Origin of the sequence: Microbacterium aoyamense (genome assembly GCF_023155855.1) — a bacterium.
Classification (GTDB): domain Bacteria; phylum Actinomycetota; class Actinomycetes; order Actinomycetales; family Microbacteriaceae; genus Microbacterium; species Microbacterium aoyamense.
This window is the reverse complement of the sequence record NZ_JAKNUT010000001.1, coordinates 400974-415156: the sequence shown is the minus strand read 5'-3', so window position 1 is coordinate 415156 and position 14183 is coordinate 400974. Positions and strand designations below refer to the sequence as shown.

General features: G+C 67.2%; 18 protein-coding genes and 1 tRNA gene. 10 read left to right on the top strand and 9 right to left on the bottom strand.

Going from position 1 to position 14183, the window contains the following annotated elements:
* The first annotated feature begins 53 nt into the window (after window positions 1–53).
* From MA876_RS02400 to MA876_RS02385, 4 genes are read left to right on the top strand one after another with little or no spacing between them, the layout of a single operon-like run.
* A complete protein-coding gene (locus MA876_RS02400; RefSeq protein WP_248145746.1) occupies window positions 54–764 on the top strand; it encodes an L-ribulose-5-phosphate 4-epimerase in 711 nt (236 codons plus the stop codon).
* Complete coding sequence (locus MA876_RS02395; RefSeq protein ID WP_248145745.1) at window positions 761–2296, top strand: xylulokinase; 1536 nt, start codon at window positions 761–763, stop codon at window positions 2294–2296. The genes MA876_RS02400 and MA876_RS02395 overlap by 4 nt, the downstream gene beginning before the upstream one ends.
* A 56-nt stretch (window positions 2297–2352) precedes the next feature.
* Complete coding sequence (gene araA / locus MA876_RS02390; RefSeq protein WP_248145744.1) at window positions 2353–3855, top strand: L-arabinose isomerase; 1503 nt, start codon at window positions 2353–2355, stop codon at window positions 3853–3855.
* A 4-nt stretch (window positions 3856–3859) separates the two neighbouring features.
* Window positions 3860–4804 (top strand): aldose 1-epimerase family protein, encoded by a 945-nt coding sequence (locus MA876_RS02385; protein WP_248145743.1) that lies wholly within the window; start codon window positions 3860–3862, stop codon window positions 4802–4804.
* Window positions 4805–4833: 29 nt separating this feature from the next.
* Here the strand turns inward: MA876_RS02385 and MA876_RS02380 are convergent, their stop codons facing one another.
* The 3 genes from MA876_RS02380 to MA876_RS02370 form a co-directional block, all read right to left on the bottom strand.
* A complete protein-coding gene (locus tag MA876_RS02380) occupies window positions 4834–5352 on the bottom strand; it encodes a hypothetical protein (RefSeq protein WP_248145742.1) in 519 nt (172 codons plus the stop codon).
* 1 nt (window position 5353) lies between these two features.
* The gene (locus MA876_RS02375; protein WP_248145740.1) at window positions 5354–5773 is read right to left on the bottom strand and encodes a DUF4383 domain-containing protein; all 420 of its coding nucleotides are present in this window, start codon (window positions 5771–5773) and stop codon (window positions 5354–5356) included.
* 147 nt (window positions 5774–5920) lie between these two features.
* Window positions 5921–6109: a hypothetical protein gene (locus MA876_RS02370; RefSeq protein WP_248145738.1), complete on the bottom strand. Its 189-nt coding sequence runs from the start codon at window positions 6107–6109 to the stop codon at window positions 5921–5923.
* Window positions 6110–6241: 132 nt separating this feature from the next.
* On the opposite strand from MA876_RS02370, the gene MA876_RS02365 reads away from it, so the two are divergent.
* Both MA876_RS02365 and MA876_RS02360 read left to right on the top strand, forming a co-directional pair.
* Complete coding sequence (locus tag MA876_RS02365; RefSeq protein ID WP_248145736.1) at window positions 6242–6673, top strand: YdeI/OmpD-associated family protein; 432 nt, start codon at window positions 6242–6244, stop codon at window positions 6671–6673.
* A gap of 27 nt (window positions 6674–6700) precedes the next feature.
* Window positions 6701–7078 carry a DUF5684 domain-containing protein gene (locus MA876_RS02360; protein WP_248145734.1) on the top strand — a complete coding sequence of 126 codons (378 nt, stop codon included), beginning with the start codon at window positions 6701–6703 and terminating at the stop codon, window positions 7076–7078.
* A gap of 24 nt (window positions 7079–7102) precedes the next feature.
* On the opposite strand, the gene MA876_RS02355 is transcribed toward MA876_RS02360, so the two are convergent.
* Window positions 7103–7936 carry an SDR family NAD(P)-dependent oxidoreductase gene (locus tag MA876_RS02355; protein WP_248145732.1) on the bottom strand — a complete coding sequence of 278 codons (834 nt, stop codon included), beginning with the start codon at window positions 7934–7936 and terminating at the stop codon, window positions 7103–7105.
* Between the two features lie 91 nt (window positions 7937–8027).
* Here MA876_RS02355 and MA876_RS02350 point away from each other — a divergent pair, with 91 nt between their 5' ends.
* Together MA876_RS02350 and MA876_RS02345 are read left to right on the top strand one after the other, a co-directional pair.
* Window positions 8028–8606, top strand: a complete 579-nt coding sequence (locus tag MA876_RS02350; RefSeq protein WP_248145730.1) for an asparagine synthase — start codon at window positions 8028–8030, stop codon at window positions 8604–8606.
* A 38-nt stretch (window positions 8607–8644) separates the two neighbouring features.
* A tRNA-Arg gene (locus MA876_RS02345) sits at window positions 8645–8717 on the top strand.
* A 313-nt stretch (window positions 8718–9030) separates the two neighbouring features.
* On the opposite strand, the gene MA876_RS02340 is transcribed toward MA876_RS02345, so the two are convergent.
* Together MA876_RS02340 and MA876_RS02335 are read right to left on the bottom strand one after the other, a co-directional pair.
* Complete coding sequence (locus MA876_RS02340; protein WP_248145720.1) at window positions 9031–9939, bottom strand: VOC family protein; 909 nt, start codon at window positions 9937–9939, stop codon at window positions 9031–9033.
* Window positions 9940–9967: 28 nt separating this feature from the next.
* Window positions 9968–10546: an NADPH-dependent F420 reductase gene (locus tag MA876_RS02335; RefSeq protein WP_248145718.1), complete on the bottom strand. Its 579-nt coding sequence runs from the start codon at window positions 10544–10546 to the stop codon at window positions 9968–9970.
* 80 nt (window positions 10547–10626) lie between these two features.
* On the opposite strand from MA876_RS02335, the gene MA876_RS02330 reads away from it, so the two are divergent.
* Entirely contained in the window at window positions 10627–11145 is a 519-nt protein-coding gene (locus tag MA876_RS02330) for a MarR family winged helix-turn-helix transcriptional regulator (RefSeq protein ID WP_248145716.1), read from the top strand.
* A 103-nt stretch (window positions 11146–11248) separates the two neighbouring features.
* Here MA876_RS02330 and MA876_RS02325 read toward each other — a convergent pair whose 3' ends face one another.
* Complete coding sequence (locus MA876_RS02325; RefSeq protein ID WP_248145714.1) at window positions 11249–12043, bottom strand: MBL fold metallo-hydrolase; 795 nt, start codon at window positions 12041–12043, stop codon at window positions 11249–11251.
* A gap of 242 nt (window positions 12044–12285) precedes the next feature.
* On the opposite strand from MA876_RS02325, the gene MA876_RS02320 reads away from it, so the two are divergent.
* The gene (locus tag MA876_RS02320) at window positions 12286–12699 is read left to right on the top strand and encodes a MarR family winged helix-turn-helix transcriptional regulator (RefSeq protein ID WP_248145712.1); all 414 of its coding nucleotides are present in this window, start codon (window positions 12286–12288) and stop codon (window positions 12697–12699) included.
* Window positions 12700–12823: 124 nt separating this feature from the next.
* Here MA876_RS02320 and MA876_RS02315 read toward each other — a convergent pair whose 3' ends face one another.
* Both MA876_RS02315 and MA876_RS02310 read right to left on the bottom strand, forming a co-directional pair.
* On the bottom strand, window positions 12824–13237 hold the full coding sequence (locus MA876_RS02315) for a hypothetical protein (protein ID WP_248145709.1): 414 nt from the start codon (window positions 13235–13237) through the stop codon (window positions 12824–12826).
* Window positions 13224–14087, bottom strand: coding sequence for a helix-turn-helix transcriptional regulator (locus MA876_RS02310; RefSeq protein ID WP_248145707.1), 864 nt, complete (start codon window positions 14085–14087; stop codon window positions 13224–13226). Before MA876_RS02310 ends, MA876_RS02315 begins: the two co-directional genes overlap by 14 nt.
* Window positions 14088–14183 lie beyond the last annotated feature (96 nt).

Below are 14183 nucleotides of genomic sequence, written 5' to 3'. Positions count from 1 at the left end.
TTACCGGTAACATCGAGCGAAGCACCACTCGCACGAGACCAACGGAGGCCACCGTGACTGTCGACTTCAGCCCAGAGGTCGAAGCGGCGATCGCCGCCACCCGCGCAGACGTCGCAGCGCTGCACGCCGAGCTCGTGCGCTACGGGCTCGTGATCTGGACCGGCGGCAACGTCTCGGGACGCGTCCCGGGCGCCGATCTGTTCGTCATCAAGCCCTCGGGTGTCTCGTACGACGACCTCGCGCCCGAGAACATGATCCTGTGCGATCTCGACGGCGTCGTCGTCCCCGGCTCCGCGGGCAGTGAGCGCAGCCCGTCGAGCGACACCGCCGCGCACGCCTACGTCTATCGCCACATGCCTGATGTCGGCGGGGTCGTGCACACGCACTCGACGTACGCGGTCGCGTGGGCGGCACGCGGCGAAGAGATCCCGTGCGTCATCACGGGCATGGCCGACGAGTTCGGCGGACCGATCCCGATCGGCCCGTTCGCCGTCATCGGCGACGACTCGATCGGCCGCGGGATCGTCGAGACGCTCACCGGCCACCGCAGTCGGGCCGTGCTGATGCAGAATCACGGTCCTTTCACGATCGGAGTGTCGGCGAAGGATGCCGTCAAAGCCGCCGTCATGTGCGAAGACGCGGCGCGCACCGTGCACATCGCACGCGAAGCCGGACCGCTCATCCCCATCCCGCAGGACAAGATCGACGCGCTCTTCAACCGGTACCAGAACGTGTACGGCCAGACCGAGGACGACCGGCGATGAGCGGGGTGCTCGGCATCGAGCTCGGCTCCACGCGTATCAAGGCCTGTCTCGTCGACGCCGATGACCCGACGAACGTGCTCGCCGTCGGCAGCCACGAGTGGGAGAACCGCTTCGAGGACCGCCTCTGGACCTACTCGCTCGAGGACGTGTGGTCGGGGCTCCAAGCGGCGTACCGCGACCTCGTCGCGGCGCTGGGCGAGGATCCGGACATCCGCGCCGTCGGCGTCTCGGCGATGATGCACGGCTACCTCGCGTTCGACGCCGACGGCGAGCTGCTCGTGCCCTTCCGCACGTGGCGCAACACGAACACCGCGGCGGCCGCCGGCGAGCTCAGCGACCTGCTCGGAACGAACATCCCGCTGCGGTGGTCGGTCGCACACGTGCGGCAGGCGGTCCTCGACGACGAACCGCACACCGGCCGGATCGACTTCCTCACGACTCTCGCCGGATACGTGCACTGGCGACTGACCGGCGAACGAGTACTCGGGATCGGGGATGCCTCGGGCATGTTCCCCGTCGATTCCCTGACGCGCGACTACGACGATGAGCTGCTGGCCCGGTTCGACACCCTCGGAGGGCTGCCGAGCGGTCTGCGCGAACTTCTGCCGCGCGTGCTCGTCGCGGGCGAGCCCGCCGGTGCGCTCACCATGGAAGGTGCGGCGCTCCTCGACCCGACCGGAGCTCTGTCATCCGGGATCCCGCTGTGCCCGCCCGAGGGGGACGCCGGCACCGGCATGGTCGCGACGGGGGCCGTCGCACCGCGGACGGGCAACGTGAGCGCCGGCACGAGCATCTTCGCCATGGTCGTGCTCGAGAAGCCCCTTGCGCGCGTGCACGAGGAGCTCGACCTGGTGACGACTCCGGCAGGTGATGCCGTCGCGATGGTGCACTGCAACAACGGTGCGAGCGAGCTCTCGGCGTGGGTCGGGTTGTTCGAGCGCTTCGCCGCGGCATCCGGATCCGCCGTCTCCGCCGACGAGGTCTTCGACACGCTTTTCCGTGAAGCGCTGGAGGGGGAGGCGGATGCCGGGGGCCTGCTCGCCTACAACCACCTCGCCGGCGAGCCCATCGCCGGGCTCACCGAGGGTCGTCCGCTCTTCGTGCGCACCCCCGACAGCCGCATGACGCTCGCGAACGTCATGCGCGCGCAGCTCTACGGCGTATTCGGCACACTCGCCCTCGGCATGCGCATCCTCGACGACGAGGGGGTGACGCTGGATCGGATGCATGCCCACGGCGGCATGTTCCGCACGGCGGGGGTTGCACAGCGGTTCCTCGCGGGCGCACTGGATGCTCCCGTATCGGTCGGCGCGACCGCCTCGGAGGGTGGAGCGTGGGGCATCGCCGTGCTGGCGGCGTTCCTGGGCGATGCCGAGACCGATCTGTCGACCTACCTCGAGCGTCGCATCTTCGCGGGGTCCGCGGCATCCACCGTCGATCCCGACCCCGCCGACGTCGCGGGCTTCGCGACGTATCTCGACCGCTACCGGGCGGGCCTCGCCGTCGAGGCCGCCGCCGTCACCGCTCTCTGAACCGACGTTTCGTCTCGTCGCTTCGCTCCTCGCTCAACGACCGGAAAGACACCACCATGACCCTCTCCTCCTCGCTCGACGCCTACGAAGTCTGGTTCGTCACCGGCAGCCAGAACCTCTACGGCGAAGAGACGCTGCGCCAGGTCGCCGAGCAGTCGCAGGCCGTCGCCGACGGGCTCGCAGGGCTCCCGGTGAAGGTCGTCTGGAAGCCCGTGCTCAAGGACTCGGACTCCATCCGCCGCCTGGCGCTCGAGGTCAACGCGCGCGACGACGTCATCGGCGTCATCGCGTGGATGCACACCTTCAGCCCCGCGAAGATGTGGATCGCCGGCCTCGACGCACTGCGCAAGCCGCTTCTGCACCTGCACACGCAGGCGAACGTCGAGCTGCCGTGGGCCGACATCGACTTCGACTTCATGAACCTGAACCAGGCCGCGCACGGCGACCGCGAGTTCGGCTATATCCAGACCCGCCTCGGCGTCGCGCGCAAGACCGTCGTCGGACATGTGTCGAACCCCGCCGTCGTGCAGCAGATCGAAGACTGGCAGCGCGCCGCGGCCGGCTGGACCGCAGCGCGCACGCTCAAGCTCGCGCGCTTCGGCGACAACATGCGCTACGTCGCCGTCACCGAGGGCGACAAGACCGAAGCCGAGCTGCGCTTCGGCGTGCAGGTCAACACGTGGGGTGTCAACGAGCTCGTCGAGGCGGTGGATGCCGCATCCGACGCCGACGTCGACGCACTCGTCGCGGTGTACCTCGACGAGTACGACGTCGCCCCCGAGCTGCAGCCGGGCGGCGACCGCCACCAGTCGCTGCGCGACGGTGCGGCGATCGAGATCGGCCTGCGCTCGTTCCTCGAGGCTGGTGGCTTCGGCGCGTTCACGACCTCGTTCGAGGATCTCGGCGCGCTCAAGCAGCTGCCGGGTCTCGCGGTGCAGCGTCTCATGGCAGAGGGCTACGGCTTCGGTGCCGAGGGCGACTGGAAGACCGCGATCCTCGTGCGCGTCGCGAACGTGATGGGTGCGGGTCTTCCCGGCGGCGCGAGCCTCATGGAGGACTACACGTACGACCTCGTGCCGGGCTCCGAGCGCATCCTCGGCGCGCACATGCTCGAGGTCTCGCCGTCGCTCACGACCGCGAAGCCGCGCCTCGAGGTGCACGCGCTCGGCATCGGGGGCAAGGACGACCCCGTGCGCCTCGTGTTCACGGCGGATGCCGGACCCGCGCTCGTCGTCGCGATGAGCGACATGCGCGATCGCTTCCGGCTGGTCGCGAACGTCGTCGAGAACGTCGAGGCTCCCGACCTGCCGAAGCTTCCGGTGGGCCGCGCGGTGTGGAAGCCCGCGCCCGACTTCGCGACATCGGCCGCCTGCTGGCTCGCCGCGGGTGCCGCGCACCATACTGTTATGACGACCGCCGTCGGCATCGAGGTCTTCCGCGACTTCGCGGAGATCGCGGGGACCGAGCTCGTCGTCATCGACGATGACACCACCGTTCGCGGCTTCCAGCGCGAGCTGAGGTGGAACCAGGCGTATTACCGACTCGCTCAAGGACTCTGACCCCATGGCACGCACCCCCCTGTCCGGCACCCAGCACGCCCTTCGATCGGGGGACTACGAGGCCGTCATCGCGAGCGTCGGAGCATCCCTCCGCTCGCTGACGTACCAGGGGCGGGACCTCGTGGTGCCGTTCGAGGCCGACGAAGTGCGTCCTGCGACGCGAGGCGCGATCCTCGTGCCGTGGCCGAACCGCGTCGTCGACGGCAAGTACTCCTTCGAGGGCCGTGACTTCCAGCTCGCGCTGACCGAGCCCGCACGCTCGCACGCGCTGCACGGGTTCGGCACGTGGCTCGACTTCGAGGCCGTCGACAAGGGGCCCGACCACGTGACGCTGGCCGCCGTCATCCAGCCGCAGGTGTCGTACCCCTGGCGCATCGTCGTCACAACGACGTTCGCGCTCGGTCCCGACGGCCTGACACAGACGGTCACGGGCCGCAACGACTCGCTCGAGCCCGCTCCGTGGGGCACCGGCCCGCATCCTTACCTCGTCGCAGGCGAGGGGCGAGTGGATGACTGGACGCTCGAGCTTCCCGCCGGCCAGGTGCTCGCCGTCACCGACGATCGGCTCTCGCCCATCGACCTCGAACCCGTCGGTCAGGACGACCCGGCGCGCTTCGACTTCCGCACCGCGCGCCGGATCGGCGCCGCCGAGATCGACCACGCCTTCACGGCGCTGCACCGTGATGAGGACGGCTTCGCGACGGTCCGGGTGACGGATGCCGCGGGACAGGGCGTCGAGATGACGTGGGACGCTTCGTGCCCCTGGGTGCAGATCCACACCGCCGACAAGCCGGTCGCCGCCGACAGCAGGCTCGGCCTCGCGGTCGAGCCGATGACGTGCGCGCCCGATGCGTTCAACGCCGATCGCTACCCCTACGACGCGGGCCTCATCGTGCTGAGCGCGGGCGAGTCGGTCGAGGTGGGTTGGCGCATCGCCGCCATCGCCTGACGCGCCGCCCGGGGCTTCGTCGCTTCGGCTCAGTGGTGGCCGGGATCGACGATCCCGTGGTCGCTGTGGTCCGGCGCGAGCAGGCCGGCCTCCGTCGCGCCGAGCGCGGGAGTGACGATGCCCGCCACGATGACCGCCGCGGCGAACAGCACCCAGAGACGCGGGGGTGCGGCATCCGTTCGCCTGCGACTCTGCCGTGCGCACGAGAGGGCGACGGCGACGAGAAGCACGGATGCCGCGCCCACGGTCACGACGCTGGTGCGGGCTGGGTCCAGCACGAGTATCGCGACCACCGCGACCAGAGAGGCGAGGGCGCCGGCGACGCCCGTCCGGGGAGCGAGAAGGTGCCCCCGGGCGAGCGTCGCGGCTCCCCATACGAGTCCCGCGACGCCGAGTGCGATCAGGATGACTCCCCACCCCCAGGGGGAGTCTCCCGAAGTGAGTGCGCCGGCGCCGAGTGCGAGCTCGATCAGGCCAGCTCCCCATGCCGCGACAGACGTCCACGCCGGACTGGCGCTGCGGGTCGTGGCGAGGGGAGCGGCCGTCATGTCAGACCGTCCGCGGGTTCCGCGTCGAACGCACGGACTTGTCTGCAGCCAGTCCCACACCCAGCAGCACGATGGCGCTGGCGAGGTGCAGGAAGTGGTCGAACGTGTTGAGCGCCAGGATGTTCAGCGCCGTGCCGACGAGGAAGAACCCCACGATGCCCAGGAGCAGGTACACGGCTCCGATGATCGTGTTGATCGTCTTGGCTGCGACGACCGACGAGAGGCCCGCGATCAGGAGGGCCGCCCCGACGAGCAGGTGGATGATGTTGTGGAGCGGGTTGACCTCGAAGATTCCGAGGATGAGTCCGCCCTCGGTCGCGACGAAGCCCACGCCGCCCGTGTAGGCGAAGCCCAGCGCTCCGACGAGCAGGTAGACGGCGCCGAAGATGACCGCGACGAGACGGTTCGGTGACGATCGCATGGCAGGACCTCCTGTTCACGCACGACGGATGCCGTGTCACAGGGCTGTTCGGAACGCCTTGACGATCGGTTTGCAGGCAAAGCAGAAGGCCCCGAAGTACTCTTCGAGGCCCCCCGTCGGTGCCGTGTCACGGCAGTCGTGCGGGAATCAGCTGTCGCGCAGCTCTTCCTTGATGTCGTTGCGCGTCTTCACCGAGTCGCGCTCCGCCTCGGCCTTCTTGACGTCCGCGTCGGCCTTGTGCTCGTCGATCTTGTCGCCGATGCGGTCGGTCGTGTCTTCGAAGCCACGCTTGATCTTCTCGCCGACGGCCTCGGCGGTCTCCTTGGCGTCATCCATGAATCCCATGATGTGCTCCCTTCGTGGTGGTCTCCTTCGACGCTACGTCGCGCGTGGGGAAAGAGCAGGGGCTTGCGCAGGTGGCATCGGATTGCTAGGCCCGGATGCCACAGCCCTGGCAGACTCGGAGCCATGCGCTACGAGACGACCATGTCGCAGATGGGCAACAACACCGGGATCGAGGTTCCCCTCGAGATCCTCGAACAGCTCGGCGGTGGCAAACGGCCGGCCGTGAAGGTCGTCGTGAACGGATTCGCCTACGACAGCACCGTCGGGGTCATGGGCGGGCGCTACCTCGTCCCCTTCAGTTCCGACAAACGGGCGGCGTCGGGGATCCAGGGAGGTGACGCGATCACGGTCGACATCGAACTCGACACGGCGCCGCGTACGACCGTCGTGCCCGACGACCTCGCCGCTGCGCTCGCGGCCGGCGGCGCGACCTCGGCGTTCGACAAGCTCGCGCCGAGTGCCCGCAAGGCGCACGTGACGAACGTCGAAGGCGCGAAGACCGACGAGACCCGGGCGCGGCGCGTGGCATCCATCGTCGACAAACTGCGCGGCTGACGCGCGCCGCGCCCCTAGGCTGAGCGCATGAGCGACTCCATCACCTCGCAGGCCGATCTCGCGGGCCTCTATACCGTCTCCGGCATCTTCGGCCTCATCTGGTACATCCTCGTCGTCGTCGCCCTGTGGAAGGTCTTCGCCAAGGCGGGGTGGCCTGGCATCCTCGCCATCATCCCCATCGTCAACATGTTCATCCTGGTCAAGATCGCCGGCTGGTCGGCGTGGCTCGGACTTCTCTTCTTCATACCGATCGCGAACATCGTCCTTCACATCATGGTGGCGTTCCGGGTCGGCAAGGCGTTCGGCAAGGGCGGAGTGTTCTCGTTCTTCCTGCTGTTCCTCATCCAGTGGATCGGCTACTTCATCATCGGCTTCGGCAAGGCGCAGTACACCAAGCCGGTCTGATCCGCGCGCTGAGCTGACGAAGCGTCAGCCGATCGGCGTCGTCGTATCGATCGCGTCCTTGAGCGGCTTGCGCATGGGCTTCCAGTAGTTCGTGGGGGTCAGCCGCGACAGGGCGTCGACGAGTCGAGCCTCGCGGCCGACCATGACGCGCGGCTTGCGCTTGACCGTCGCCTCGACGATCCGGTGCGCCGCGTCGGCGGGCTCGGTGTGGTACATCGCGGCCTGCGCGGCGGCGGCGCGCTGGGCCACTGCGGGATCGATCGCCGCGGCATAGCGCCCGTGCAGGATGATGCCGGTCTTGACTCCCGCGGGGTAGATCGCGCCGACGGTCACGTTCGAACGCTCGAGCTCATGCCGAAGCGACTCGGTGAACCCGCGCACCGCGAACTTGCTCATCGCGTACGGGATGCGGCCGGCGGGCGCCGCGAGACCGTAGATCGACACGAGGTGCGTGATGTGCGCCGCGGGCTGGCGCCGCATCGCCGGCAGCAGCGCTTTCGTGATGTTGACCGTGCCCCAGAGGTTGACGTCCATGAGCCAGCGCATCTCGTCCATCGTGACCTGGTCGATGTCGCCGAGCATCGAGGACCCGGCGCACGTGATGAGCGTCTGCACGTGGGGGTGGGATGCCTCGATCTCACCCGCGAGCGTGAAAACGGCGTCGTCGTCGGTCAGGTCGACGACGTGCATCGTGTGACCCGTGCCGGGGAGATCGAGGGCTTCGATGCCCTCCCGGTTGCGGTCGATCAGCGCGAGTCGTGCTCCGCGTCGCGCGAGCTCCCGCGCGACCTCGGCACCCATGCCACTCGCGGCGCCCGTGATGACGCTCGTCCTGCCGCTCACGTCGAGTCGCTTCATCCTGCGCACGCCCTGGTCTCCTGTCTTCGTCGAACCGGACATTAGATTGTCGCCCACTCGGGAGGGCGTCGCGGACGCTAGCCTCAGTGCTGTGGGGAAGACTGCCGATGCGATCGCCGAGGGCGTGTCGATCGCGGCCGCCGCGGCGCGCCTCGCCGTGCGCAACCACATCCTCGTTCAGGCCATCGCCCACGACGAGACCTTCGACGTCGACCAGGTCGCCCCATTCGCCCGCGAGACGCTCGAGGCTCTCGCGACCGAGCAGGAGGCTGCGGCCGACCTCGTGAGGAAGCAGCGCAAGAAGGCGTGGGGCAAGTTCACCGATCCCGACGGCACGCACGACTACCGCGACCGCGACACACGCAATCTCCGCAAGCGCGAACGGCAGTATCGCGGCGTCGCGAAGGTGCTGCGTCACCGGGCGGCGGATCCTGAATCCGTGGCAGCGCTGGTCGAGGAGTCCCGGGACGCCGCGTGGGGAGACGTCGAGGCGAACCTGCAGCGGCGCCTGCAGGTCGAGGGGATGCGGGCGGACCTCGATCCCGACTACGAGACCATGCGCGCTGCGCGGATGCAGTCGCTCCGACTCATCGACCTGCCGCGCCTCGCGGCCCATCGCCGGGCGATCGCGCGGGACTCCGACCCCGATTCGTCGTCAGAGCAGGAGTGAGGTATTCTGGACGCTGGTGTGCGCGAGAGCGTGACCATGCGCCCGTAGCTCAATGGATAGAGCATCTGACTACGGATCAGAAGGTTGGGAGTTCGAGTCTCTTCGGGCGCACACTGTGTTGAGACAGTACTTGGAAGAACCCGCGGATCACCGCGGGTTCTTCTGTTTCTCCACGCATCCTCTGTTGTCCCATCGCGACACAGGAGTGCAGGGATAAGTGTGCACCGATGTGTGCACTTGGCGTACCCCGGGACTGGCCGGAACGGCGAGACCACGGGCGGGCGCGCTCTACGACTCGAAGAGCCGACGCCGAAGCCACCGCCCTGGTCCGATCAGTTGATGCGACTCTTGGCGAAGGCCGAATCCCACCGTTCGCGCCGAGCCGAGCCACCGATGAGCGCGGGGTCGTGGCTCCTCGCTTTGGTCAGGCGAGTAGCTCGTCGGTCGTCAGTCCGGCGGTCGACACCGAGACCTGTGTTCCCCATGGATCGTTCACACGGACGGTCCGGCCGTCTGACGCAAACGGCACCTTCTCGTCGCGTAGGCGCACCGTGAGCGCGTCAAGATCTTCGCGGTTCGGCACCGAGATGGCGACGTCGCCCAGTCCGAGGCTGGCCGCTCGCGGCCCGGCGCCGGCGGACTGCCAGGTGTTCATCGCGACGTGGTGGTGGTAGCCGCCCGCTGAGGCGAAGAGCGCTCCTGGGTGTACCGATGCCGTCGGCTCGAATCCCAGCGCGTCGATGTAGAACTTCCTGGCGACGGCGACATCGCCTACCTGGAGATGCACGTGACCGACTCGGCCGGCCGAGGAAGGGGTGGCGTCGAGCGCGGTCTGGGTCAGGTGCTGCTGCAGGTAGGCGTTGGGGTCGAGGTAGTTCGTAGCCATCTGGATCTCGCCGTTGACGTACGACCACGTGTCGCGCGGGCGATCGCGGTAGAGCTCGACACCGTTGCCCTCAGGATCTGTGAAGTAGAACGCCTCACTCACGAGGTGGTCGCTGGACCCGGTGAATCGGCTCCGCGGGTTCTGCGCGGCGCGGTAGACGGTGCCGGCGAGACTGCTCTCATCGTCGAACAAGAAGGCAGTGTGGAACAACCCGGCCTGCCGCGGGTCCACAGCAGGCAGGCCGGGTGTGTGGATCAGCTGGAGCAGGGGGACGTCGCCGCGGCCGAGAACCCTCCGCACCTCGCGACCGCGAGCACGTTCCTCGAGCGGAGTCAGGGCGAGCGCATTCGCGTAGTACGACGACATGCCTTCCAGGTCGCCGACGCGCAGTGTGACGGCATCCATCGTCGTCTCGGGGTTGATGGTTCGCTCGTCGAGACTGCTCATCATGTGCTCCAAGCGGGTGTGGACGGGATCAGCGAACGGTGGCGAAGCCACCGGTCCAGCTCATCTTCTCCCCGACGGCGAGAGTGAGCTGGAGGAACCCGAGGGCTTCGAGTTCACGTGCACGAGACAGAGCGCCGGCATCGAGTGTCTTCACGCCGCCTGCCTCCACGACTGCCGCGAGCGTCTGCTTGGCAGCCGCGTCGTCGCCGGCGATGAGCACGGTCGTGTCGCTGTCGCCAACGCGCTTCGTGGCCAGGGTGCCTGCGAACGTGGTGTTGAACGCTTTGAGAACCTTCGCTGAGGGGACCTTCGCCTGGATCTCGGCGGCGGCCGAGCTCGCTGCGGGCACGACGAGGGAGTCGAAGGTCTCGAAGTTCAGCGGGTTGGTGATGTCGACGACGATCTTGCCGGCGAGCTGATCCGAGTACGCATCGATGATGCTGTCGACGGCCGGATAGGGGACTGCCAGGACGACGACGTCGCCGGTGAGTGGCGCCGTCCCCGTGTCGGACTGCGAGATGAACGTCACGTCGTTCCCGCCGTCCGCGACGATCCCGCCGATGGCGTTCGCCATGTTGCCGGTCCCGATGATGGTGAAAGAGGTCATGAGTGCTCCTAATTAGTTGTAGGTACAAGTAACACTAGCAAAGATTACTTGTACCTACAAACAAAGGTAAGCTGGAGTTCATGAGCGACAACGACCTGACGTACGAACAACGAGTCGCTGTGGCGCGCCTGCATGCGTTGCTGGAGCTTCTGCCGACCGCCCTGGACAAGGAACTGGCTCCGGCGGGGCTCACGTCGTTCGAGTTCACGCTGCTCGAAGCCCTGCACGGAGCCGAGAATCACCGACTGCGGTTGACCGCACTCGCGTCCCGCACCAACGCGACGCTCGCACGGCTATCACGAGTGGTGACCGGGCTCGAACGCAAGGATCTTGTCCTGCGCGCACCGTGTGAGGAGGACGGTAGAGCGACGAATGCCGTTCTCACCGATGCCGGAGTGCTCCTCTTCGGCGAAGCGCGTCCGCTGTACGACGATGCGGTACAGAGGATCGTCCTGAACGGTCTCGATGAAGAAGGCGTCGAGCAGTTCGCCTCCTTGTCACTGAACATCCTCACCCGTCTCGACCCTGATCGTCGGCTGGCGGTGACGGCTGACGGCGTCGCCGAAGCCTGCGCGGCCGATCCGGTCCGCTCCCCCTGACCGGGTATGTGAGACCTTCACGCTGCGGGCAACCCGATTCCCCACCACACCCATCCGGACTCCCCCCGCAATCCCGGGAGGGATCGAGGGGGAATCCGGGTGCTCACTGCTGGGGGAAGAGGTATCCGTTCTGGATGTCGAGAAGCCCCACTCCGCCCGCGTCGGGGAAGGCGGCCACCAACGAGCTCTTGAGCTCATCGGCATCGGCGGCGGCGGCCAGGGCGTGTGCCGCGCCAGCCAGGTAGTCCAGAACGAAGTCGTACAGCTCTGCGCCGCCAGGTGCGCCGTGACCGGGAAGGACGGTCGTGTAGTCCTTCTCCCTCAGGGCTCGGACGGCGTTCGCCCAGCCGTCCAGGTGTCCTCCGGCGATGAAGAGGTGGAGGTTGTCGTACACCAGGTCTTGCGCCATGACGATGCCCTCTTCGGGGAGCGCGATCGTGAGCATCACGTCTGCTTCCGCGTCGCGCACAGCGGTGAATTCGAAGCGGACACCGTCGATGACCTCAACCCCCGGAGCGACGATCTCCCCCGGGACGACGACCGAATCGGGCACGAAGTCACCGGCGACGACCTTGTTGCCTGCGAGCATCGCGTCGCCGGCGGCGGCGATCGATGCCTGTGTCTCGGCGAGCGCGTAGACAGGCGCACGGAAGAATCCAGCCCCGAAGAAGTGATCGGGATGATCGTGCGACACGTAGACGCGGGTGACCGGCTTGCCCAGCGAGTGCGCCAGTTCGGCTGCTTCGATCGCGAATGGCACGCCGTACTGGGTGTCGAGGACGAGCACTTGGGTTGCAAGCTCGATGATGTGCGTATTCGCGGCCAGGCCCGACTCGGGCGATGTGTAGGTGTGGATGGTGACGGTTGCCCGTTCGGTCTTTTCGACGGTGCCATTCACGGTGGTGCTCCTTGCTGATCGGTTTGGGTGGGATTTCAGATGGCTGAAGCGGATTCCTCGTCCATGACGAGGACGGCCTTCACCGTGGCCCGTTCATGGTGACTCTCGTCTCCCGCGACTCTCTGTCGCATCCGTGACTTCAAAGTTGAAGTCACGGATGCTATTCCCGGTACTCTGTCCGGATGTCGAAGAATTCCTCTTCCGAGTCAGGACGAGATGCTCGACATGCCTTCGAATCGCTCGTGCTCCTCTCCCATCTGGTCGAGGCCGCCCTCGACAAGCACACGCATACCGACGGCGGGCTGCCGCATGCGTTCTACAAGGTGCTCGCGCTCATCTATGACGCCCCTGGGAAGCGGATGCGGCTGAAGGTGCTCTCCGGCGAGCTCCGGTTCTCACCGAGTCGGCTCAGCCACGCCATCAAGCGGCTCGAAGCGCTCGGCCTACTGACGAAGGTCGACAGCGAGACACGCGGCAAGTCCTGGGACGCGGTGCTCACCGACAGCGGCGTCGCTTTCGTCCGCCGCATCGCGCCTCAGCAGATGAGGATCGTGCGCGACCCGCTCCTGGCGGTGCTGGACGACGAGGAAGTCACACTGCTTGCCGACATCGCGGACAAACTCATCGAACGACTCGAATCCCCAGCGATCCCGTGACTCCGACCGCGCCTCGCTCCGCGTTCGAAGTCGCAGGCAACAATGGGCATGGGCGAGCTGGACGTCACAACTGTCTCACCCTCGGCCGCGACGTCGACGCGGTCCGCCGCACGATCGGCCCGGTCTAGTTGCGTGCTTGCGTCTTGATCTTCTCGAGCGCATCCATGAAGCCCTCGGAGCAGCCGCTCGATCCAGCGAGGCGGTCTATCTCCAACCCATCGATCGGGCGCCCGATGACGGCATCCGGCAATGCCTGCGCGAACCGCTGCTGGTATCCGAGCGATGTCTCGTCCTCGGCGGGTGTGGTGATCGCAACGTCCGTCACAACATCGTCCTCGATGGTGAGCGTCACATCATGGTGCGACGGCAGTCCTCCGTACCAACCTCGAGCCTCGTAGACGCCGTCCTCATACGTCGTGGACGACGGAGGAATGGATGTCTCATCGCCGGACGGCGACCCAGCGCACCCGGTCATCGTGACGACCACCGCGATCGCCCCGACGCCGAGCACAGCGACCTTGACATCATCGTGTCGCATCGGTGCTCTCGGTCGCGATCCAGCTCGCAAGCAAGCGCAGTCGATCCGCGGTCTCGGATCCTGGCTCCGCACCGTAGACGATGAGGGACTGCCCAGGATCCTTCGGGAGCTCCATTGCTTCGAAGCTCAAGTGGAGGTCGCCGACGATCGGATGGTGAACCGCCTTGAAGCCCGTGTCGTGGGTGCGGACGTCGTGGGCCTTCCAGAGCGCGTGAAAGTCCCGGCTCTCGCGATTCAGGTCGTCGACGAGCGCCTGCAGTTCACGATTGAGCGGGTCGGTGCCCAGCTCGCGTCGGAGGTTCGCCGCGAGGTTCGCCGACGCACTGCGCCACTCTGGGAAGAACTCGTGGGCGAGCGGATCGAGGAACATGAAGCGAGCGCTGTTCGGGACGCCGTCAGGCTCGAAGTCGTAGAGCGGTGAAAACACGGCACGTCCGAGCGAATTCGCCGCGAGGAGATGCCGAGTCTTATTGCCGACGAACGCCGGGGCGTCGGTGAGCCCATCGAGGATCCGCTGGACCGAGGGGCGGACCTGAGCCGATGCGGGGCGTGAGACGGTCCGGATCGTGGTCGACGTGCCGGTCAGGTGGAAGAGATGGTCCCGTTCCGTCGGGGTCAGTTGAAGCGCTCGGGCGACGGCATCCAACACTCCCTCCGAGACGACGCCGACCGCTCCCCGCTCGAGCTTCGTGTAGTAGTCGACGCTCACGCCGGCGAGCATCGCGACCTCTTCCCGCCGCAGGCCGGGCACCCGCCGGTTGCCCCCGTAGGCCGGAAGTTTCGCCTGTTCGGGGGAGACCTTCGCTCGACGCGACACGAGGAAGTCCCGCAGTTCATTGCCGGTGTCCATGCAATGAGGCTACGACCGGGAGCGCGAATGAGGGTGGTTCCGCGAGAGCCTGCCTGAACGCGGGGAGTCGGCGTTGAATGAAGCGTGGCGCCGTGG

Excerpts from the sequence above, each read along its gene's own strand:
- MA876_RS02375 (WP_248145740.1), bottom strand. The coding sequence starts at position 5,773 with ATGCGATCGTCACCGAACCGTCTCGTCGCGGTCATCTTCGGCGCCGTC.
- MA876_RS02335 (WP_248145718.1), bottom strand. The coding sequence starts at position 10,546 with ATGACCTCTTTCACCATCATCGGGACCGGCAACATGGCGAACGCCATC.
- MA876_RS02340 (WP_248145720.1), bottom strand. The coding sequence starts at position 9,939 with ATGAGCAGTCTCGACGAGCGAACCATCAACCCCGAGACGACGATGGAT.
- MA876_RS02310 (WP_248145707.1), bottom strand. The coding sequence starts at position 14,087 with ATGGACACCGGCAATGAACTGCGGGACTTCCTCGTGTCGCGTCGAGCG.
- MA876_RS02365 (WP_248145736.1), top strand. The coding sequence starts at position 6,242 with ATGCGCTACGAGACGACCATGTCGCAGATGGGCAACAACACCGGGATC.
- MA876_RS02385 (WP_248145743.1), top strand. The coding sequence starts at position 3,860 with ATGGCACGCACCCCCCTGTCCGGCACCCAGCACGCCCTTCGATCGGGG.
- MA876_RS02380 (WP_248145742.1), bottom strand. The coding sequence starts at position 5,352 with ATGACGGCCGCTCCCCTCGCCACGACCCGCAGCGCCAGTCCGGCGTGG.
- araA (WP_248145744.1), top strand. The coding sequence starts at position 2,353 with ATGACCCTCTCCTCCTCGCTCGACGCCTACGAAGTCTGGTTCGTCACC.
- MA876_RS02355 (WP_248145732.1), bottom strand. The coding sequence starts at position 7,936 with ATGAAGCGACTCGACGTGAGCGGCAGGACGAGCGTCATCACGGGCGCC.
- MA876_RS02395 (WP_248145745.1), top strand. The coding sequence starts at position 761 with ATGAGCGGGGTGCTCGGCATCGAGCTCGGCTCCACGCGTATCAAGGCC.
- MA876_RS02360 (WP_248145734.1), top strand. The coding sequence starts at position 6,701 with ATGAGCGACTCCATCACCTCGCAGGCCGATCTCGCGGGCCTCTATACC.
- MA876_RS02370 (WP_248145738.1), bottom strand. The coding sequence starts at position 6,109 with ATGGATGACGCCAAGGAGACCGCCGAGGCCGTCGGCGAGAAGATCAAG.
- MA876_RS02330 (WP_248145716.1), top strand. The coding sequence starts at position 10,627 with ATGAGCGACAACGACCTGACGTACGAACAACGAGTCGCTGTGGCGCGC.
- MA876_RS02315 (WP_248145709.1), bottom strand. The coding sequence starts at position 13,237 with ATGCGACACGATGATGTCAAGGTCGCTGTGCTCGGCGTCGGGGCGATC.